This is a genomic window from Pedobacter foliorum, from assembly GCF_013266735.1.
Lineage (GTDB): Bacteria > Bacteroidota > Bacteroidia > Sphingobacteriales > Sphingobacteriaceae > Pedobacter > Pedobacter foliorum.
This window is the reverse complement of the sequence record NZ_JABSNU010000001.1, coordinates 370,691-389,668: the sequence shown is the minus strand read 5'-3', so window position 1 is coordinate 389,668 and position 18,978 is coordinate 370,691. Positions and strand designations below refer to the sequence as shown.

The 18,978-nt window shown below is 39.4% G+C and carries 17 protein-coding genes and 2 pseudogenes; 7 read left to right on the top strand and 12 right to left on the bottom strand.

Annotation, left to right across the window (positions count from 1 at the left end):
• Positions 1-4 precede the first annotated feature (4 nt).
• The 8 genes and pseudogenes from HQN83_RS01710 to HQN83_RS01675 all read right to left on the bottom strand — a co-directional run bounded on the left by HQN83_RS01710 (position 5) and on the right by HQN83_RS01675 (position 7,695).
• On the bottom strand, positions 5-820 hold the full coding sequence (locus HQN83_RS01710; RefSeq protein ID WP_173087970.1) for a hypothetical protein: 816 nt from the start codon (positions 818-820) through the stop codon (positions 5-7).
• A gap of 95 nt (positions 821-915) precedes the next feature.
• Positions 916-2,496 carry a phage tail sheath family protein gene (locus tag HQN83_RS01705; protein WP_173087968.1) on the bottom strand — a complete coding sequence of 527 codons (1,581 nt, stop codon included), beginning with the start codon at positions 2,494-2,496 and terminating at the stop codon, positions 916-918.
• A gap of 140 nt (positions 2,497-2,636) precedes the next feature.
• Positions 2,637-2,921, bottom strand: coding sequence for a DUF6150 family protein (locus HQN83_RS25480; RefSeq protein ID WP_394353485.1), 285 nt, complete (start codon positions 2,919-2,921; stop codon positions 2,637-2,639).
• A gap of 272 nt (positions 2,922-3,193) precedes the next feature.
• A pseudogene (locus HQN83_RS01700) lies at positions 3,194-3,816 on the bottom strand (RteC domain-containing protein).
• 14 nt (positions 3,817-3,830) lie between these two features.
• Positions 3,831-4,055, bottom strand: a complete 225-nt coding sequence (locus tag HQN83_RS01690) for a hypothetical protein (protein WP_173087959.1) — start codon at positions 4,053-4,055, stop codon at positions 3,831-3,833.
• A 240-nt stretch (positions 4,056-4,295) separates the two neighbouring features.
• On the bottom strand, positions 4,296-4,883 hold the full coding sequence (locus tag HQN83_RS01685) for a hypothetical protein (RefSeq protein ID WP_173087958.1): 588 nt from the start codon (positions 4,881-4,883) through the stop codon (positions 4,296-4,298).
• 16 nt (positions 4,884-4,899) lie between these two features.
• Positions 4,900-6,573, bottom strand: coding sequence for a clostripain-related cysteine peptidase (locus HQN83_RS01680; protein ID WP_173087956.1), 1,674 nt, complete (start codon positions 6,571-6,573; stop codon positions 4,900-4,902).
• 978 nt (positions 6,574-7,551) lie between these two features.
• Positions 7,552-7,695 carry a hypothetical protein gene (locus HQN83_RS01675; protein WP_173087954.1) on the bottom strand — a complete coding sequence of 48 codons (144 nt, stop codon included), beginning with the start codon at positions 7,693-7,695 and terminating at the stop codon, positions 7,552-7,554.
• A gap of 22 nt (positions 7,696-7,717) precedes the next feature.
• Between HQN83_RS01675 and HQN83_RS01670 the strand changes: the two genes are divergently transcribed.
• The 5 genes from HQN83_RS01670 (at position 7,718) to HQN83_RS01650 (ending at position 12,985) form a co-directional block, all read left to right on the top strand.
• Complete coding sequence (locus HQN83_RS01670; RefSeq protein ID WP_173087952.1) at positions 7,718-9,271, top strand: Fic family protein; 1,554 nt, start codon at positions 7,718-7,720, stop codon at positions 9,269-9,271.
• A 408-nt stretch (positions 9,272-9,679) separates the two neighbouring features.
• Positions 9,680-10,177, top strand: a complete 498-nt coding sequence (locus tag HQN83_RS01665; protein WP_173087950.1) for a hypothetical protein — start codon at positions 9,680-9,682, stop codon at positions 10,175-10,177.
• Positions 10,174-10,989 (top strand): helix-turn-helix domain-containing protein, encoded by an 816-nt coding sequence (locus tag HQN83_RS01660; RefSeq protein WP_173087948.1) that lies wholly within the window; start codon positions 10,174-10,176, stop codon positions 10,987-10,989. The genes HQN83_RS01665 and HQN83_RS01660 overlap by 4 nt, the downstream gene beginning before the upstream one ends.
• Positions 10,990-11,012: 23 nt before the next feature.
• Positions 11,013-11,462, top strand: a complete 450-nt coding sequence (locus HQN83_RS01655) for a nuclear transport factor 2 family protein (protein WP_173087946.1) — start codon at positions 11,013-11,015, stop codon at positions 11,460-11,462.
• 107 nt (positions 11,463-11,569) lie between these two features.
• The gene (locus tag HQN83_RS01650; RefSeq protein ID WP_173087944.1) at positions 11,570-12,985 is read left to right on the top strand and encodes an aldehyde dehydrogenase family protein; all 1,416 of its coding nucleotides are present in this window, start codon (positions 11,570-11,572) and stop codon (positions 12,983-12,985) included.
• A 253-nt stretch (positions 12,986-13,238) separates the two neighbouring features.
• Here the strand turns inward: HQN83_RS01650 and HQN83_RS01645 are convergent.
• A pseudogene (locus HQN83_RS01645) lies at positions 13,239-13,817 on the bottom strand (SDR family NAD(P)-dependent oxidoreductase); the annotation flags it as partial.
• Between the two features lie 350 nt (positions 13,818-14,167).
• On the opposite strand from HQN83_RS01645, the gene HQN83_RS01640 reads away from it, so the two are divergent.
• Positions 14,168-14,734 (top strand): hypothetical protein, encoded by a 567-nt coding sequence (locus HQN83_RS01640; protein WP_173087942.1) that lies wholly within the window; start codon positions 14,168-14,170, stop codon positions 14,732-14,734.
• Between the two features lie 20 nt (positions 14,735-14,754).
• On the top strand, positions 14,755-15,729 hold the full coding sequence (locus HQN83_RS01635; RefSeq protein ID WP_173087940.1) for a nucleotidyl transferase AbiEii/AbiGii toxin family protein: 975 nt from the start codon (positions 14,755-14,757) through the stop codon (positions 15,727-15,729).
• Here HQN83_RS01635 and HQN83_RS01630 read toward each other — a convergent pair.
• From HQN83_RS01630 to HQN83_RS01620, 3 genes are all read right to left on the bottom strand, one after another.
• Positions 15,707-16,033, bottom strand: a complete 327-nt coding sequence (locus HQN83_RS01630) for a DUF1016 N-terminal domain-containing protein (RefSeq protein WP_173087938.1) — start codon at positions 16,031-16,033, stop codon at positions 15,707-15,709. The genes HQN83_RS01635 and HQN83_RS01630 overlap by 23 nt on opposite strands.
• A 284-nt stretch (positions 16,034-16,317) precedes the next feature.
• Positions 16,318-18,330 (bottom strand): alpha/beta hydrolase family protein, encoded by a 2,013-nt coding sequence (locus HQN83_RS01625; protein ID WP_217277287.1) that lies wholly within the window; start codon positions 18,328-18,330, stop codon positions 16,318-16,320.
• Positions 18,331-18,546: 216 nt separating this feature from the next.
• Positions 18,547-18,948 (bottom strand): hypothetical protein, encoded by a 402-nt coding sequence (locus tag HQN83_RS01620; RefSeq protein WP_173087937.1) that lies wholly within the window; start codon positions 18,946-18,948, stop codon positions 18,547-18,549.
• Between the last annotated feature and the right edge of the window lie 30 nt (positions 18,949-18,978).

Genomic DNA, 18,978 nt, shown 5'->3' with positions numbered 1-18,978 from the left:
AAAACTAGTAATACGTAAACTCATTAACCAGTTTATTTACGTTATAGATGGTAGTCTTATACTTTTTTACAGGCTTACCTTCAGCATTATATTCATAGTTGTACTGTTCTACATAATCTCCTGTTGAGGTAGACATTGTCATTTTTACACAATTGTTCCGAGAGAAGTAGACCAGAACATCTTCAGGCTCCCCAAGCTGATAATATGGATTAGGCTTGTCATCGTACTCATATTTCGTTTCTCCTGTGCTCAATAAATTCCTATCCTTATCGTAGGTTTTCGTCACTACCGTAATGATATTTCCATTGTTGTCAAAAGTTAAATGGTTCACCTGGTATTCATATACATACATAGGATCTTCATTCGGATCCCAGTACTCATAAGTCAGGAGCCTGCCAGAAGCATCATAAGTGTACCTCCCATTGGCTACATGCGGTGCATTCGGACCGGTAGAAACAGGTGTTCCAATCATCTCCGTAAAATTATTGCCCGTATAATGATACTGACGACTGAAGGCCAAACTTAGAGGGATACTGTAATTCTGTATGGTGTATACCTCCACCTTATTGAATTTACCATTCAGGTAGGCATAAGAAAACTTAGTGAGCTCATTACCGTCGACGGTATACAATTTGTTTTGTGCAAGCCCTTCTTTATTATAGTGGTAAGTAGTTAGATAACTATCCCCCGATACCGTTTTCAGTTTACCTTTGAATTCTTCTTTATCTGGACCCTCAGCGGCCGTATCCTTTTTACAGGAACTCAGTACAGCCGATACCAGGGCAAACACAAAAAATAAAGCGAATATTGATTTTCTCATGAGCGTTAACTTTAGTTTTTCAAACATAACAATAATTAGCCAAAACAGTATTTACTTCTACTGCTGTGCCTTACAAAGAGAATGCTTTAATTTAATTAACCTGGAGAAGCCATTTGTTGTTGGAATGTGATTACCATAAACTCTGCAGGGCGGATTACTGCGACCTTTACAACAACCGTCATGATCCCATTAAGCACATCATCACCAGTCATGGTTACACCCAAGCCGCAATCTACCGAAAAAGCATCTGAAGGTGTACTGCCCATTAAGCCACCTTCTTTCCAAACAGAAGTTAAAAAGCTTCCAATGATTGACTTCACAGCTTCCCATGTATTCTTATCATTTGGTTGAAAAACGTAAGGATGACATGCGAGTTTACAGGATTGCTCCAAAAAAGTCAAAGTTCTTCTTACCTGGATATATTTCCAATCCTGACTATTTCCATCCAATGTTCGGGCTCCCCAAACCAAAATCCCGATACCATTAAAAAAGCGAATGGCATTAATAGACTTACCTGTAATGGCATCCATGTTTAAACTGGCTTGCTGGCTTTCAGATAAACTAATCGTAAGCGACGTTGCCCCAACAATACTTACATTTGCAGGAGCTTGCCAACAGCCAATCTGATTATCGGTAATGGTAATGATACCAGCCATTGCACCACTAGGCGGAAGAATATTTGCAGTAACTAAAACCAAATTGGTAATCGCCTTATAGGTTTCACTTGCGTTTAGTAAAGCATTGTGATATTGCGTTACAGTTAAAGGAGTTCCGGAAGGACTGGCAATATTGGCTAAAATTTGAGCTGCTACTGGATTTGGATTACCATAAGGATTTAAGAGTGGTTCCAATTGTTTGGTATCCCCACCAAAAAGATTGGTATAATCGATATCGTTCGTCTGCATAATACTAGTGCCAATAAATGGGTAATAGGCTGCCCCATAATCCAAACCTACAACACCAGTATTGTTTCTAAACGTTAAAATATCTTGCATGTATAGACCTGGATCCGGGTTTCTACCTCCAATTACATCAAACAGACACATCGCAGTTTGTGTTTCTGTACACTGCAACAACATGCTTTTCATCAATGTGCCATTTTCTGCTACAGAAAGCAAAGTTGCTTCCGGGCAGATGTACAGCGTTGGCTCCTGCTCATTGCGCAATAACTGTAAACCTGCCATTAGCTCAGCTAACTTTACATTGGGATTAACCAACTGAGTACCGGAAATGATAGGGCGACCCAATGGCAGTCCATAAGTTCCTACAGAAACAATATACGCATCGCCTCCACCATTGTCATAAAACAGCTTAACGCTATTGTACAAGTAATAAATAGTGTTAGGATCAGGGAGTACCGAATAATAGTCACCATTAATGATCAGGTAATCAGGATCAACAGGCATCTCTTTCCGCAGTACCAAGTAACATTCAGGACTATATTGTTTAACCTGACTGGCAGGTGCTGCAGGATTCGGAAAACAATATAACGCCTCAAAATCTGAAAAGGAAGAAATTCTCTGCGGCACATTCATACAAGATTTCCCTTCATACATAGCCTGCGGAGTATAACCAATAAATGCAGGAACTGCAGTAGCAACTGGCGCTACTGAAATGGGAAAATCACTAAGCTTGCTCATATAAGCCCACCGAGACTGATCATTAGGTAAATTCATAAACTTCTAATTTTAACCTGTTTAATTTATACGTTGTACCATTCAATCTAAAAAAAATGAATCAAGAACAACACCACCAATAAGTCTTACCTCCTTTGGTATCCAAAAGAGATCTAAATCCGCTTACCATCCTAAAGTATCTAGTGGAGACGACCCCTTAGACGATGAGGATGGTTGTCCGTCCATCCCGCTTCAGCACGGGTAGATACAAAACATATTTTTATTTGCGCAAAGCCTACAGAGCAAAAAAACACACTACAGGTTCCATCCTCTTTGTTGGGAGTTAAGAACCATAATGCATCACCGACAGCCAGCTCCCGGGAGGAAACTCTGTTAACGAGTATATCTGCCTCGCCTCTGTCTGTTACTATAGCTATGAGGAAAGTCGCCTCTCCCATTGTGGGTGTCGCATAAATTCTTGCCATACCTGTTTTTTTTTAATTTCTACGGCAATTTAACTACAATTACTTAAATAAGTTTATACAAAGTGTTAAAATTTCAAGTATCAAAATCCTTTTACTAAGGGCTAGAATAGAACGTCTCTACATTTGAGTTTAGTCTTTTCCGGTTAAGTGTGGCAGTTACTTTAATCTCTATTTCTCTTTTCACTTAAACAATGGCCAATAAATGCTGGCCATTGTTTAACTATTAAGGATTTGCCATCCAAATCAGAAAACAACTACACTCCCCTTCTCTCCTAATCCTCCCCCTTGATCCCCTTATGCTGTCCAGGCAAACCATCCTCCTGATCCATCTTCTTTAAAATCGCCAAAATCATCTCATCTAAAAAACGCGTACGGCTCAAACGCTTACGACTGCGTAGCTCCATAAAACGCTTCGCAGGAATCCCGATACTCACCCTAAACTTATCCTCCAGCCAACGAAAAATCAAACCCACCCCAGCCGCACCATCGTTCAGCTGCCCCGTATGAAACAAACCATAACCCAACTCCGCCAGCGCAACTCCTCCACCTCCGTGCCCAGCGACCGAACATCCAAAGCAGTCCCCCCCACGAAGCACCGAAATCTTCTCCAGCAACCAAGCCTTCAAACGATCAAAGGCTATAAACTTCGCAAACAAATAATCCAAAGCAGTAGAAAAACTCGGATCCAGATCCGGCCATTCGGAATAATAATACTCGTACTCAGTTTCCCCCGCAAAAAGAACAAATGATCCAAATCATCCGCCCCCAAAATAAAATACTGATAATGCAACGCATACTTCTTAAAATACCGTTCCAGATAAGCAAGCTCCTCCGTCAAAAAAGTCACCTGCTTCTCCCGATCCCCAAAAGGAATCCCCGTCTCCATCGTATACATCTCCGCCAAATAGATCAAATGCCGATAAAAAGCAGGCTTAATCCTTTTAAAAAATAAACCTCAGTAGCCTCACTTTCAAAAGGAGCAGCAAGCACCAAAGTCTTCAGTTTAGCCAAAGCCTCCCTAACCAATTTCAAGCCCTGCACCAAGCGATCCAAAGGATCAGCCAACTGAACCTCAATCCGACCCAACTCCCGCTCCAATTCTGCAAGCATCCTTGCACTCGTTTGTTTTAACATAAGTAGATTCTTTTATGAAATAATACCCACAAAGAAATCTACAAACCCAAACAAATCAAGCACATACATCGCTAATACACCAATTGGGGAATAAACAAGAACAACCCCGAGTTAATCGACACCAATCAAGGATTTCATCAATAAACATACCGAGCTAAAAGCAGAACCGAAGAAAGCCCGGGGCTGTAGCAAACAATCCCAGGCTGATAAAATTTAACGACCAACTACCGAAGAGTACCCTTAGCTTGCTTTTTTAAACTTAATGCTTGTACTATTAGTATATCCTTTAGAATAACTTCCTTTCAACGAAGGGGTAATAGGAACCAATTCCACCTCCGCATCTACTCCTCCGGCATCAGTGATGGAAAATTCAACTTCAACTTCAAATTCTGTCAAACCATATTTATCGATAGGATTGACTGTTTTTGCAGCCTTAAGAACAGAAACTAGATATTCTCTATAGGCCTGAGTACTTTTATCGTCGGTAAATCTGGAATCTGAACCTGTAGCCTTTCCAAAACTAAAAACGACGGTTTTACCAGTGCTCTTGGTCTTAGAATAACTTCCCGACAACACCCATAACTTAAGCCCTACACCAGTTTCAATCTCTGTTGTGGTAGCAAACTTAAGGTCAATATTTTCAATAACGAAGCCTGTGTTCCCTGCCTCCGCCAATGCAGCCTGTGTCGCACCATATACTGCCGCAAAAGCCTTATTGATCTCAATTTTTTTAACGGTTGATTTTAGGTCACGTTGCGCACCGCAGGCGCTTAAGACTAAAAGCATAACGAAAGCTAGTAGTACGTGTAGATTTAAGTTCTTTTTCATGATGTTAATTTTAGATTTAAGGTTTTAAGGAGAAGTATTTTTGCAGAAAATTATCCCAGGAAAAATCCTTTACAAACTGAACCGGATAAATAGTGTTGTCATCATTGTAAGCCTGATCAAAATATACCTTTCGGCTCGGAAAATAGATTGCGATACCAAATGACCCATGAGAAGGCTTCGTGTCAGAATTTGAACGATCTGCACTGAAGAAATTGGCCACAACCATTACCTCAACTATCGTTTTGATACGACTACATACCTCCTTAATATTCTGATCCTTGGTTTTAAGGCTGAGTTGATTGACAAATCTTTTGAGGTCAATACTATGCACTTGTGGCTTGTCCACCGCATACTTCAAGCAATTATCACGTGCCGATTTGATGTTGTTAATTTCTGAATTGATCTGACTGATCAATAACTTTGACAATACTTCCAGTTGTTCTGATAAACCTGGAATCAGCTTCATATCTACACTAGATAGGGTTACCTTATTGAAATGAGCATAGGTCATCCTGTAGCTTTCCACAATATTTTTGGTCAGAAACACTGGAGCCATATCCGGATTGGCCGTCAACTTACTTAACCATTCTGCATAATTCCACCCTGTTCCTGGTTCAAGATCTTCACTGCCAATTAAAAAATCACATTTACCTTTTAGGCTATACGCTGTTTCCAGCATTGACATGAGGCAAGCGTCATATCCAAGAATATCAAACTCACTGCTTAAAATGTTGTCCTGTATTTCCTTATTGTACAAAAAATCATTGTCAGTCCGATCATGAGAAACTCCTTTAACCGGATTGGTCACATCATCAAATTGTATACTTGATGCCATAGCATCAAGTACCCCCTGACTAGGCTGATGAAATTCCTCCAGACTAGACATGAGATTGTTCTTTGACAAGTCAATGTTCATCAACTTGTCAATCAGCTTACTATACGAATCGGCAATCTTAAGCTGAGCAGAAGGAATGGTTGTAATTGATTTATTCAGGAAATCGCGAAAGTTCGTATAGAGCTCCGTCCAGTTTTCATTCTTTTTAGTTTTGGCTTTTAACTCCTTCGGCAAAACCGAAAAACTTTTTGCAGTAGCAAAAAGATCCTCCCTTACCTTATCCTCGGTGAGATCTAGCTTCTGAAGCTGAGCAGACAGGTTACTTTTATTTGCGGAAGTCATTTCAAACTTCACCTCATTCGCCGCAATAACCTCTCGCTTAAAATCCTTGATGTAGGCAAATTTAAAATCATCATTAAACTTCATCGGGTCAGCAAACCGCCATCCATCCCCATGATCCCAAATGACCAACAAATAATGCTCAGCCGGGTACTTCTCTTTCCCCCAATTGATAAAATTTCTAAGCACAACAGGATCACCCATATTTGTTTCCTTGAGGTCTTCCAGGGACTCAACAACTGTAGGTGTCATTCCCTGAGAAATTTTAAACCTCAAAGTCTGATCCCAGTCTCCATATTCATCCGTCCAACCAGGAGTCCGATCCATTTGTACCAATACATTGACGAGGTCAGAATTTGGCACCTGTGCCATTTCAAGAAAATCTTCGATTCCATGAGCTTCCAAATCATTATCCGCATTCATAAACACAAGGACAGTCCATTTGGCCTTCTGAGCAAACACTAGATAAGGGCTTAACCATAAAAATGCTAAGAAAATTAATGCTAACTTTTTCATCGACTAATTAATTAAAATTAATTATTGATCTACTTATAGTTAAAATTAACCTTAAAATGAACAGCCAACAATACCATGAACTTGGTATTTTAATCAAAAAAATAAAATTATTCTATTGACTTACACTCTGATGATAAGAAGTGATAATTCACCTATCCTCAATGCCACCTCAGCAAATAAATTAGTGAATTAAATTTATCACATATACTGTATATTTCGCAGATAGTGGTTCTTCCCCAATTTTGGTGGTCACGTCGAGTTCTCGGTTTTTCCTTCCACCGAAAAATATTCCTCGCACGACCGAAAGGCATGTTTTAGCGTTCGATGCAAGGCGAGGTTTTGTTCTACCACCAAAATTGGGGAAGAACCAGATAGTAGCCACTTCATTTCGGTCCAAACTGTGCACCCGAACTTCTGCCTTTAATTTCGGAAGTTATCTTTACCTTTAGACCAAATATATTCAAATCCCGAAAATTCACCCTTATCCATTTTTAGAAGAGCTCTTTTATTTTTAGCGTCTTGACTGATGACGGATAGTTTCAAAGGCTATTTTTGTGACCTGAGAGGAGATCGTGACCTCAGTTTTTGATAAATCTATGATCTGAAAAAGTCTTCATGGATTGGCTTCAGAATTTTGCAATGAAACGCAATTAAAGGCAGGCTAATTAATTTTTGTGACCGAAAGGAGTTTATTATCCCATAGTGCTTTTCTTGAGGTTAAAAACGGCTTAAAATAAGCCGACTGACCATTTTTCAACGAAATCAACTGATCATTTTGCGCCGTAATATGAGGCCACGTTCCGCGAAAGAGGTGGCCACATACGGAATAATCCCCAGATAAGCAGAAGAATATTGCGTAATCCTATTTCTGCTTTACATATTATTTATAACCTTCAGTATTTGACAGAAAAACCTTAATTTTCGGCGATGAACGCTGAAAATTAAGGTAATCGTAAACTAACAGAAGTCTATTATCTTTTAATTTTCATCAAATACTAGCTCGGCAATATTTACTAGTTTCACCACAACAACGTTTACTATTTTCACCACAACAACATTTACTAGTTTTATCCCAACAATTTTTACTAATTTTAACACAACAACATTTACTAGCTTTCGCATAGAAACAAAAATTGAATAAGTAATGGCAACACCAAGAGAAAAATTTGTCGAAGCGTTAAAATCATTAAACAAACTACAGGAAAAGAGCACAGTAGCAATACATACAGATGAAATTTCAAACAGAATGCATCGGGAACTACTTGTCAAAAATGGCTTCCTCAAAGAAGTAACTAAAGGTTGGTATATCGCAACTAACCCAAATGAACGAGAGGGAGACACTACATCATGGTATAGTTCTTATTGGGAATTCTGTGTTAAATTCCTTGAACATAAATATGGTTCTAACTGGTGTTTATCAGCTGATCAATCACTATGCATACACGCAGGAAACTGGTCAGTGCCACAACAATTATTTGTTAAGTCGCCGCAAGGAAACAACAAACCAACGCCATTGCCACATAATACGTCTCTATTTAACATGAAAGCAGAACTTCCTGCATCAGATCAAATGGTAACCATAAGAGGCTTAAGAATGTATAACTTCCAGGCTTCACTAATTTATAGCAGTGCAGGTATCTATAATAAAAATGGAATTGATGCCAGAACTGTATTGTCTCTAATAAGAGATGCTTCAGAAGTACTACCTATATTATTAGAGCAAGGACATACAACAATTGGAGGGAGACTAGCTGGTGCTTTTAGAAATATTCAAAGAGACAAAATAGCAGATCAGATTATAGATACGATGAAACAGGCGGGTTACGATATTCGTGAAAATGATCCATTCCAAACAAAAGTGGAGATTAATCTATCAGCCCGAGAACATAGTCCATTTGTCAATAGGATTAAACTGATGTGGCTCCAAATGAGAGAAAATATTATAAACGATTTTCCCCCAGCGCCAGGTATTCCAAAAGATCACGAAGCATACTTAAAGAATGTAGACGAAGTATATGTAACCGATGCTTACCACTCTTTATCTATTGAGAGATATAAAGTAACTCCAGAATTAATTGAACGGGTAAGTAGCGGACAATGGGATAATAAAGAGAATACGGAGGATAAAAAGCAAAAAGATGCAATGGCTGCCAGAGGATATTATCAGTCATTCCAGGTTGTCAAAGAAACCATCGTCAAAATTCTAAATAATGCAAATCCAGGAGTCCAAACCGATAAAGATCACCAAAAATGGTATCGTGAACTTTTTGACCCTAGTGTAAGTGCTGGCATTTTAAAGGCATCAGACCTTGCAGGTTATCGTAACAATCAGGTCTACATCGGTGGATCTAAGCACGTTCCTTTGAGTGTGGATGCAATGAGAGATGCAATGCCCATATTATTTGAATTGCTTGAAAATGAGCCTGAAGCTTCGGTCAGAGCGATATTAGGTCATTTCGTATTTGTATTTATTCATCCTTACATGGATGGAAATGGACGTATGGGACGGTTTTTAATGAATGTTATGCTTGCTTCTGGTGGCTATCCATGGACGGTAATTCCAGTTGAAAAAAGAGCAGAATATATGAAAGCATTAGAACAAGCAAGTGCTGAACAAGATATTAGCACCTTTTCACAATTTATGGCTTACTTAGTAAAAGAAGGATTAGCTGGAAAACCAGTAGCAGTGCTACCATAATCCAAAACATAGACTTTAGGTCCAAAACCTAATCTCTGGAAACTCATCAGACAACACTTCTTTCCCGCTCGATGATCCTCAAAATACTCACGAGCTCTGCTCAGTCCTGGAGCTAAGCCCCCCCTCATCACCGCTTTCTTTTAATATTTCGTTTGCTATCTCTACAGCTTTTTCGCGAACATGAAAAGAAAAAACCAACCGAGGTTTACATTGAAGTAGGCTTTGAAGAGCTTTCCCATTTTTCTTTTGTTTTCAAAAAGAAAAATGGCATATCACCCAATCAACTTCCATCGAAGTTACCTTAAAGCCATGCAGTAAAAAGAGCCATAGAGCAAATAAAAATTGAGCCATAGGGCAAACAAATCTGAAAAAAAAATGTCCTCCTTTGTAAAAGAAAATGATATAGAAATGGATATTTTAAAACTAAGTACAGATTGGGCTAAGGCGGAGGTATTTTCTGCCAAAATAATATTATTGCTTGCCTTATTGTTTTTTCTGGCAGCTATTGGCTTTTGGCAGTTGGGCAAAACTTCTATGGCCAAAGCTTTTATATGGCCAATGTTAGTCGCAGGTGTGTTAATTGTCGCCGTTTCTGCTGGTTTATATTTTGCCAATAAACCTAGGATTACAGAATTTGAAACCGCCTATCATACCGATACAAAAGCATTTATCGAAAAAGAAACAGCACGCACAGCTAAATCTCAAAAGGAACTGGCTATGGTTTTCAAAGTGCTTCCCTTTATAATTATTGCGGCTGCATTATTGATCATGTTCGTTGATTCACCCAATTGGCGAGCCATTGGAATTACAGTGATCGCAGTAATGTTGACATTGATGTTTATTGATAGCAATACCAATGCAAGAAACAGTGCTTACCATCAACATTTATCAGCTGAAAGACCATGAATGAAAAAGTAATGCCGGTAACACGGATTTTGGAAGACAGCTTCGTTTATTCCTGTAGTTTTGACCAAACGCGCGGTTACGAGCAATTTTTGCCGCATCATGTATTGTCTATTCAAATCTCCGGCGAAACTCAGATCCAACATCAAAATGGCTTATTGATACTCAAGGAAAACCAAATTCTTTTATCCGGAAAAAATCAATTGGCAAAAACCAAGAAAATACCGGCCAAGGATAAAGCCTACACCAGTATTTCAGTCATCCTTACCGATACGGCATTACGTAAATTTGCATTAGAAGCCAACATCGTTGTCAGTAAAAAATATACCGGCGAACAAATGCTTTTGCTTCAATCCGATGCATTGCTGAAAAGTTATTTTCAATCCTTGCTGCCCTATGTAGAAGAATCAAGAACAATAAACCAAAAACTGGCTGTTCTTAAAACAAATGAGGCTATTGAATTACTGTTAAACCTCGATCCTTCTCTGGTAACTTTTCTATTTGATTTTTCGGAGCCACACAAGATTGACTTAGAAAAATTCATGTTACAAAACTATCACTACAATGTGCCCATAGCGCAGTTTGCAAAACTCAGCGGCAGAAGTTTAGCCGCTTTTAAAAGAGACTTTAACCATATTTTTCAAATCTCCCCACGCAAATGGCTACAAGACAAAAGATTGCAGGAAGCTTATCAACTTATTCAACAAGGAAAACGAAAACCAGCCGAAATATATTTAGAGGTAGGTTTTGAAAATCTGTCTCATTTTTACAATTCTTTCAAACAGAAGTTTGGCGTAACGCCAGCTAACTTATAGCAATCGACATAAATTAAAATACAATGAATACCGAACAACAATTGCAACAAACAGCCGACAGACTGGCTATTCGCAACCTGGTAGATCAGTACGCCTATTGTGCTGATACCCGTGATGCACAGGGTCAAATGGCTCTTTTTACTGAAGACACCAGTTTCCTAATTTTCATGGATGCTCAATCATCCCAACCAACGCAAGTCATCAATAACAAAGCAGACCTTTTTCCAGTATTTGATAACCTGAATACCTATAATGCCACCATGCATTTCAATGGACAAAGTACAGTATTGAAACTCAATGAAGAAACTGCAACTGGAATCACCTACTGTATTGCCCATCATCAAATCCTAAAAGATGGAACACAAAAGCTAATGATTGCCCATATTAAATATCATGACAGCTTTGTAAAACAAAACGGAGCATGGCTTTTTTCGGAACGCAAGCTATTGGTTGATTGGATTGAAAACCAATAGTACTACCTGATACTTTCATGAGCCTTGCAGCAAGTCATTTTTGAGCCATACACAAAACTCCATGAACTTACAATTCAGGACTTTTGTATAAACTAAAAATGAATACCATGAAAACACTCGATAAAATTTACATCAATGGCGAGTTTGTAATCCCACACGGAACAGCTACTTTTGACCTGATCAACCCTACCACCAATCAGAAAACCGGGGAAGCTACATTAGGTGACGAAATTGACACTCAAAATGCCATTGCTGCAGCCAGGGACGCTTTTAAGACATTCTCAAAAACTACCAAAGCGGAACGGATTGCTTACCTGGAAAAACTGGGCTCCATTATAAGCAGGCGCGAAAAGGACCTAACCAATATAATGGTTGAAGAGTACGGTGGAACGTTCCAATTCTGCGCAATGGTTACACAAAATATGATCAATGATATTCATGCGATGATTGACGTACTGAAAGATTTTGATTTTGCACAGACTGTAGGAAACTCAAAAGTTTATTTTCAACCTGTAGGTGTCGTAGGAATCATTATTCCATGGAATATGAGCAACGGATTTATTGTTACCAAGCTTTCTACAGCCATAGCCGCAGGTTGCACCGTAGTGGTAAAACCGAGTGAAATGAGTACACAGCAAACGCAGGTAATTGCTGAATGCTTTCATGAAGCCGGATTACCAAAAGGTGTGATCAATTTTGTAAATGGATTGGGAGATATTGTTGGCAAAGAAATCACCCGTAATCCAGGTGTATCAAAAATCGCTTTCACTGGCTCGACGACTGTCGGTAAAATAATTGCAAAAGCTGCTGTTGATTCCATGAAAAGGGTTACACTGGAACTGGGTGGAAAATCACCTAATATTATTTTGGATGATGCGAATTTGAATGAAGCCATTCCAATGGCCATCTTTGCTGCCTACTTAAACAGCGGACAGGCTTGCGCAGCAGCTACACGTTTATTGGTTCCAGAAAACAAACTCGAAGAGGTAAATGCAATAGCAAAAGCCACAGTACAAAATATCAAAGTTGGCGACCCTAAAGATGCCGACACTGGTGTAGGTCCAATGGTTAGTAAGAAACAATACCAACGTGTACAGGATTACATCAGAATTGGTATAGAAGAAGGTGCAACACTACTGGTTGGTGGTGAAGGAAAACCCCAAGGCCTGGAAGATGGTAATTTTGTAAAAGCAACAATTTTTACCAATGTAAAAAACAACATGCGCATTGCTCAGGAAGAAATCTTTGGACCGGTATTGTCCATTATTCCCTATAAAAATGAAGAGGATGCTATCGCAATAGCCAATGACACCAGTTATGGATTAGCTGCTTACGTAAGCTCTGCCAGTAAAGAAAGGGCTTATCACGTAGCCTCTCAAATTGATGCAGGCAGGGTTTGCATTAATGGTATTTCACACGATTCCAAAGCCCCCTTTGGTGGGTTCAAACAATCTGGAATAGGTAGGGAATACGGAATTTTTGGTTTAGAGGAATACCTGGAGCCTAAGGCAGTTTTGGAATAGATACACTTACACCTACCATAACTTATCCTATTTGCAAATATCAAAAAACAGAAACAATGACGACAGACTCCTGTCCATACATTCTATGAATGTGTTCATTTAGCTTATTCGCCATGTAAATTACCAAACTCCAGCATCTAAAAATCCTAAGTCCCCATTTGTGCTAATAATTAAATGGGGTGCTTAGGATTTAATAAAAAAATGCCGCTAATTTTCGACAGAAAGGTATAAACAGCATGGCTGTCTTTTAAAATTAGCTTTCAAAAAACTTACGCATATGCTGGATATGAGTAAGATCATCCATTGATGTCCGGTCTTTAATCCATTCTTTTGCGTCAACACCTACCCCATACCGAAATTGTGTGGAACCGTCTGTTGCGGCTGTTAAAATCTCTGTTGCTACAACTTCTGCAGACGAAATATTTTCCGACATTTTTCCTAACTTGTTTAAAGTTGATTCAACAAATCTATTGTAATCTGTAAGTTCCGGATTACTGGCAAAAAGTTTGGCTGCAGTTTCATGGAAAGGCGTTACCACACCACCCGGCTCAACAATTTTTACGCTGATATTCTGGGAAGCCAATTCGTATGAAAGCGCTTCCGAAAAGCCTTCCAGAGCAAACTTTGAAGAAACGTACATCGAAATCAACGGAAGACCGATTCGTCCGCCGGCCGAACTTACATTAATAATACCCCCTTGTTTTTGCGCTCTGAAATGCGGCAATACAGCACGGATTACATTCATCGTTCCAAATACGTTTACGCTGAACTGCTTTTCAATCTGTTCGGGTTTCAGCGCTTCAAAAAGGCCGTACTGCCCAAAGGCGGCATTATTTACCGATACAAATAATGTAGCACATTTAAAATCAACTACTTATAAAAATAAAGTAACACATTAGTTTCATCAAAAAACATCAGTGGTTATCTATCCAGTAATGTTGACAACTAGTGTAAATACACTGTATTTAAAGAGGTTATCTATTTAGCATAAGAAGACAATTAAAGAGAATAAGACCTCTTCAGTTATAATCTCAAACTGATGCGTAAAACAATATCTCTCTGAACAAATAGATAAGTTGCTGTCTTCTAATTTTTAGATAGTCATTTTTGCATGAATTTTAGTCAATAATCATGCAAAATATCGCTATTAATTCTTAACTTTGTTTTTGAAAGAAGAATATTATGTCAAAATTAGATGAGTTAAAAAGCCATTTAAGGAAAGGAAATATCTATAAGAGGGATGAGCTGCAAAAGTGGTCAAGTTCTATCGACAGACATCTTTCTGAGCTTACTGGTGACGGTATTTTGAAAAAGGTTGGCCCTGGGTTATACCATTTTCCGAAGAAGAACGCTTTCGGTTTTGAACCGCCTGCGGATCAGTTGCTGATCAAGAAATTTTTAGACAACGACAATTTTCTGATTACTTCCTTCAACGCCTTTAATGCTTTGGGAGTGGGAACTACACAGTTGTACAATAAGCAGATCGTTTACAACCATCTGCGTAGTGGAGATATTAGACTAGGCAACAAATTGTTCACTTTTAAAAAAAAATCGGCATTTCCACCGAAACCTACCAGGGAGTTTCTGGTAGTTGACTTAATCAATAACCTGGAATACTTAGCAGAAGATCAACCGAAAATACTTGAAAAGACCTTAGAAAAAGCGATGAGCTTAGATAAGCATTCCCTAGGGCATGCTATTGAGAAATATGGTACACCAAGAACAAGAAAACTATTGGCTACGGCCTAACCCACTTCTGGCACAGAAATATGAGTACAGCATTCCTACATCAACGAAAGGATTTTAAAAGCCTTATTAGTACATTATCTGCAGAGAAAGGCATACTTGAGGCCCTTGTCGAAAAAGATTACTGGATCATGCATGTGCTTTGTGGAATGAAAAACTTGGGCTTAGAGTTTGAGCTCAAAGGCGGAACCTCACTTTCGAAGGGGTTTAAGATCATCGACAGATTTTCAGAGGACATTGATTTACATATTACTCCGCCGAAAGCATTTATTGACCAGACTGGTATAAAGGTGAATGAAAACCCAAAATCCAGCGGCAAAAACATCGTTGAGAATCGAATGAAGTTCTTCGATTGGCTTAAAGATTATATCCGTATCGATGGCATCATTGCGGAGCGTGACACTGAGTTCGATGACAAGAACGGAAGAAACGGAGGGATCAGGCTTAAATATGATGGCTTTTTTGGATCTGTTCCCGGAATCAAAGATGGGATATTGCTAGAGGTGGGCTTTGCCAAGGTCACCCCAAATGAAAATGTTCATATCAGTTCATGGATGTATGATAAGGCCATTGAGGCTAAGCTTAAGATGACTGATAACCGAGCAATGGGCATTGCCTGTTATCATCCAGGGTATACCCTTGTCGAGAAACTCCAAACTATTGTTACCAAGTTCCGTGTGGAACAGGGATCGGACAGCGGTGGACCGAAGGTGAACTTTATGAGGCAATACTATGATGTCTACCGGCTTTTGCAGCGAGATGATATTCAGAAGTTTATTATAACACGGGAGTATTCAGATCATAAACTCGATTGGTTTCCAGAAATAGATCTTGATGTACCATTATCTGAGAAAGAGGCATTCACGCTCACCGATAATAAAATTAGGGAGGATTTTAAGAATCGTTATATCGCAACTTCCGGACTTTATTATCTAGGCCAACCAGAATTTGACGAGATATTAGGATATATACAAACTAATTTAAAAAAGTTAGGTTAATTTTGTAAACATTGCGATTGCCAAGGATAATTGTTTTATAGAGCATTCTCAATTGCCTATTCCGTTCTAATTGACGAATCGAAAAGCCTGTACCCAATTGGGGCTGAAATTCATTTGAGATAGACTTAATAAGGTATTTGCCATAATCTGCACGATCCTTACCTTGCTGTTCTTCCTCAAAAATTATTTTACCTATTTGCCAATACATCAAAACTCTTTCACTATCTACGGCACGAATAGCCTTTGATTGTGCATTGACTACAATGGCTTGTATTTGCTGTATGAGTCCCTTTTTTAATTCCATATTCAAACTTACGTAGAATTAGTAAAATAGTCATTATCATCCTATCTGGGTATTTCGCTTAAAGTAACTCATTCATTATGGGTCAAAATGGCCGAATGAACCATTGCCGGGGTTACCAAAAAATTGCATGTGTCGTCCTGCATTTACTTGTCAAGCAGCCCTTTCCTTGAGGCACTTGAAAGCCATGCCAGTTGTTATTAACCCAAATTGGCAAACAACAAAGATCCGGTAAGAATAAATCCCGGATCTTTGTCTATTGATTTTTTAGGATAAATACCCTCCCGTTAGAGATGTTGTCTGAAAAAACCAATCATAGCTTTATAGAACATGATCCTGTTTTCCTCCCTGATAAAGCCATGGCCTTCATCATATTTGACCATATAGGGCACCTCAACACCCTTTTTGCGCAAAGCTTCTACGATCTGATCCGATTCAAGAATATTCACCCTTGGATCATTCCCTCCCTGTACCACAAACAACGGGGCTTTGATCTTCTCGGTATGGAATATCGGAGAGACATCTTTGGCGATTTTGGCCTCCTTAAGATCATCAAGGTCGTACCATACATCTTTCAGCATTCCTGCAAGAGGTATCCAGTATTCAGGCATATTGTCAAAGAAGGTATAAATACTCGAAATACCGACATAATCTACCCCTGCCTTATAAAGGTCAGGCGTTTTGATGAGTCCCATTAAAGTGGCATAACCACCATGGCTTCCCCCATAAATCCCAACCCTGTCTGGATCTGCCCAACCTTTGGATATTGCATAACGGACGCCGTCTTCAAGGTCATCCATTATCTTCCTTCCAGCCTGCTTAAATCCTGCGTGGTAAAAAGCTGTCCCATAGCCATCTGAAATGCGGAAGTTAATCTGCAAGGTAGCGAAGCCCCTGCTTGCGAATAATTGGGTTTCGGGATTAAATCCCCATAAATCTCGCACGCCTTGAGGTCCGCCATGCGGATTGACGATCATAGGAACTTTTTCCCCTTTTAAGGCTTCTTTGGGTAGTGTAATATAACCATGAAGCGTTAACCCGTCCCTTGAGGTGAAAGTGATAGGCTGCATGACCGCCATATCCTCTTCTTTAAGTTGAGGCATAAGGTCATACATAAGCGTTGCTTTTCCTGTTTCCGTATCATAGCGGTAAAACCTTCCGTATTGCCGGTCACTGGTGACCTTTACAAGATACTGCTTTTCATCATCCGTACTACCCGTCAACTCGAACTGATAACCTTTAAACTGGGTCTGAAGGTTTTTATAAATGGTCTTAAAGAACCTACTTAGGGGCTTTATGATGTGTTTTTCCCCATCATATTCGAGGTAATCGATTTTCCATTTTCTGTTTGCCGACAAGGACAATTTTGCGGCATCATAATCCTTATCAGAAAAGATCTTTTTCAGAACCCTGTTCCTGCGCAGGTCATACAAAACGATACGGGCCTTGTCTGAATCATTATTGGTAAGTATGTAAGCATCATCAGGATTCTTTGAAGCATAGTTAAAAGATAAAATAGTAAATTTCTCATACCAGTTCATCGTGTTTACTAAGCGGTAGCCCGTGTTGCCCTCAGGCCTGTAGAAATACTGCATTTCTTTTTCGTTATGGATTTTCATGAATCCCCTAAGGTGCCCGTCCTTATCAAAATTATAGCTGTCGATCGGATCTTCCTTATCACTGAGATCATACAATTTAAGGGTCTCACCGCTATTGATATCTATTTTGTACGGTTCGAACCGCTGTTTGTTATCTTTATTCATCTTGACGATGATGGATTCCTTCTGCTCGGGAAGACGCTCCAATATTGTCGCCTTAACCCCCTCATAGGGGGTTAAATCCTTATCATTAGTGCCATCACGGTTAATCGCATATAAGTGGTAATTTTCGCTGCCACTCCTATCCATCAGGTACAGTAAACGCTCGTCCGTAGCCCAGCCGTAACCAATGATCACATCCTGCTTTTCTTCTATCGCCCGTGTCGTTTTCCCAGTTGCCACCTCTTTGATCATAACATGGTTTCGGCCCTGGTCATCCCGTTCCTTAAAGGAAAGATACCGGCCAGTTGGCGATAACTGGAAATCGGAAGACTTCGGACTAGCGAAATAATCCTCCACCTGGTACTTATGGTTCCCGATATCGGCATCGATAAGTTTCTGCAAATCTTTTGCGCTGGAAACCAGGGCAGGATTCCCGGGTAGTTTATTTGACTGTCCCCGAGTGGAAAGCGTCATTGTAACCAGCGTCAATAGAACGGGTAACAGTATAATTTCTTTTTTTAGTTTCATTATGGTATTCATATCTGTAGTTATTCATTTACCATTCTCCCGGCAGTTTTACCGAGAGAAACGTTCACCCCTGACCCAGAGAAAATTTGACAAAGCGTTGCCCAATCCTTAATAAATGATTAAAGGCACAGGCTTAGTCCGGAAATTTTTAATGAATGAAACCCCTAAGGTCAGGGATGTGAACGGTTGATGGGATACCCAGAAAGGGTAATGCTACTTAGAACTTTTTTATTTGTATTTAATAAAAGTTGCCTTTACTTTTTTGACTTTAGTATTGGTGGTTATGGAACTGCTAGAATAGGTGTTATTTTTCTTACCTGTACCTACCGAACCAAAATCGTTTTTGGTACTACCGGTAACTTCTTCGTCGAGTTTCATGATCACCCCATCTGCACCTTTGGCTTTCCCCAGTTCAATTACTTTTTGCTGCAATTTCTCCAATGAGGAGAAGCCTTGGTCTACGTCAGAAGTTCCCATAACTTCGTACGTTTGTTTTACATCTTTGGCATCCAGATACACATCCACATTTTGCGTAGCGGTATAGGTCTTGCCAAAATAAGGCGTCGCGCAGGCCGATGCCAATGTGATCAATAAAACTGCTGCTGACTTGATTAACGATGATTTTTTCATTTTTTTTTAATTATTAATTGATTGTTTTTG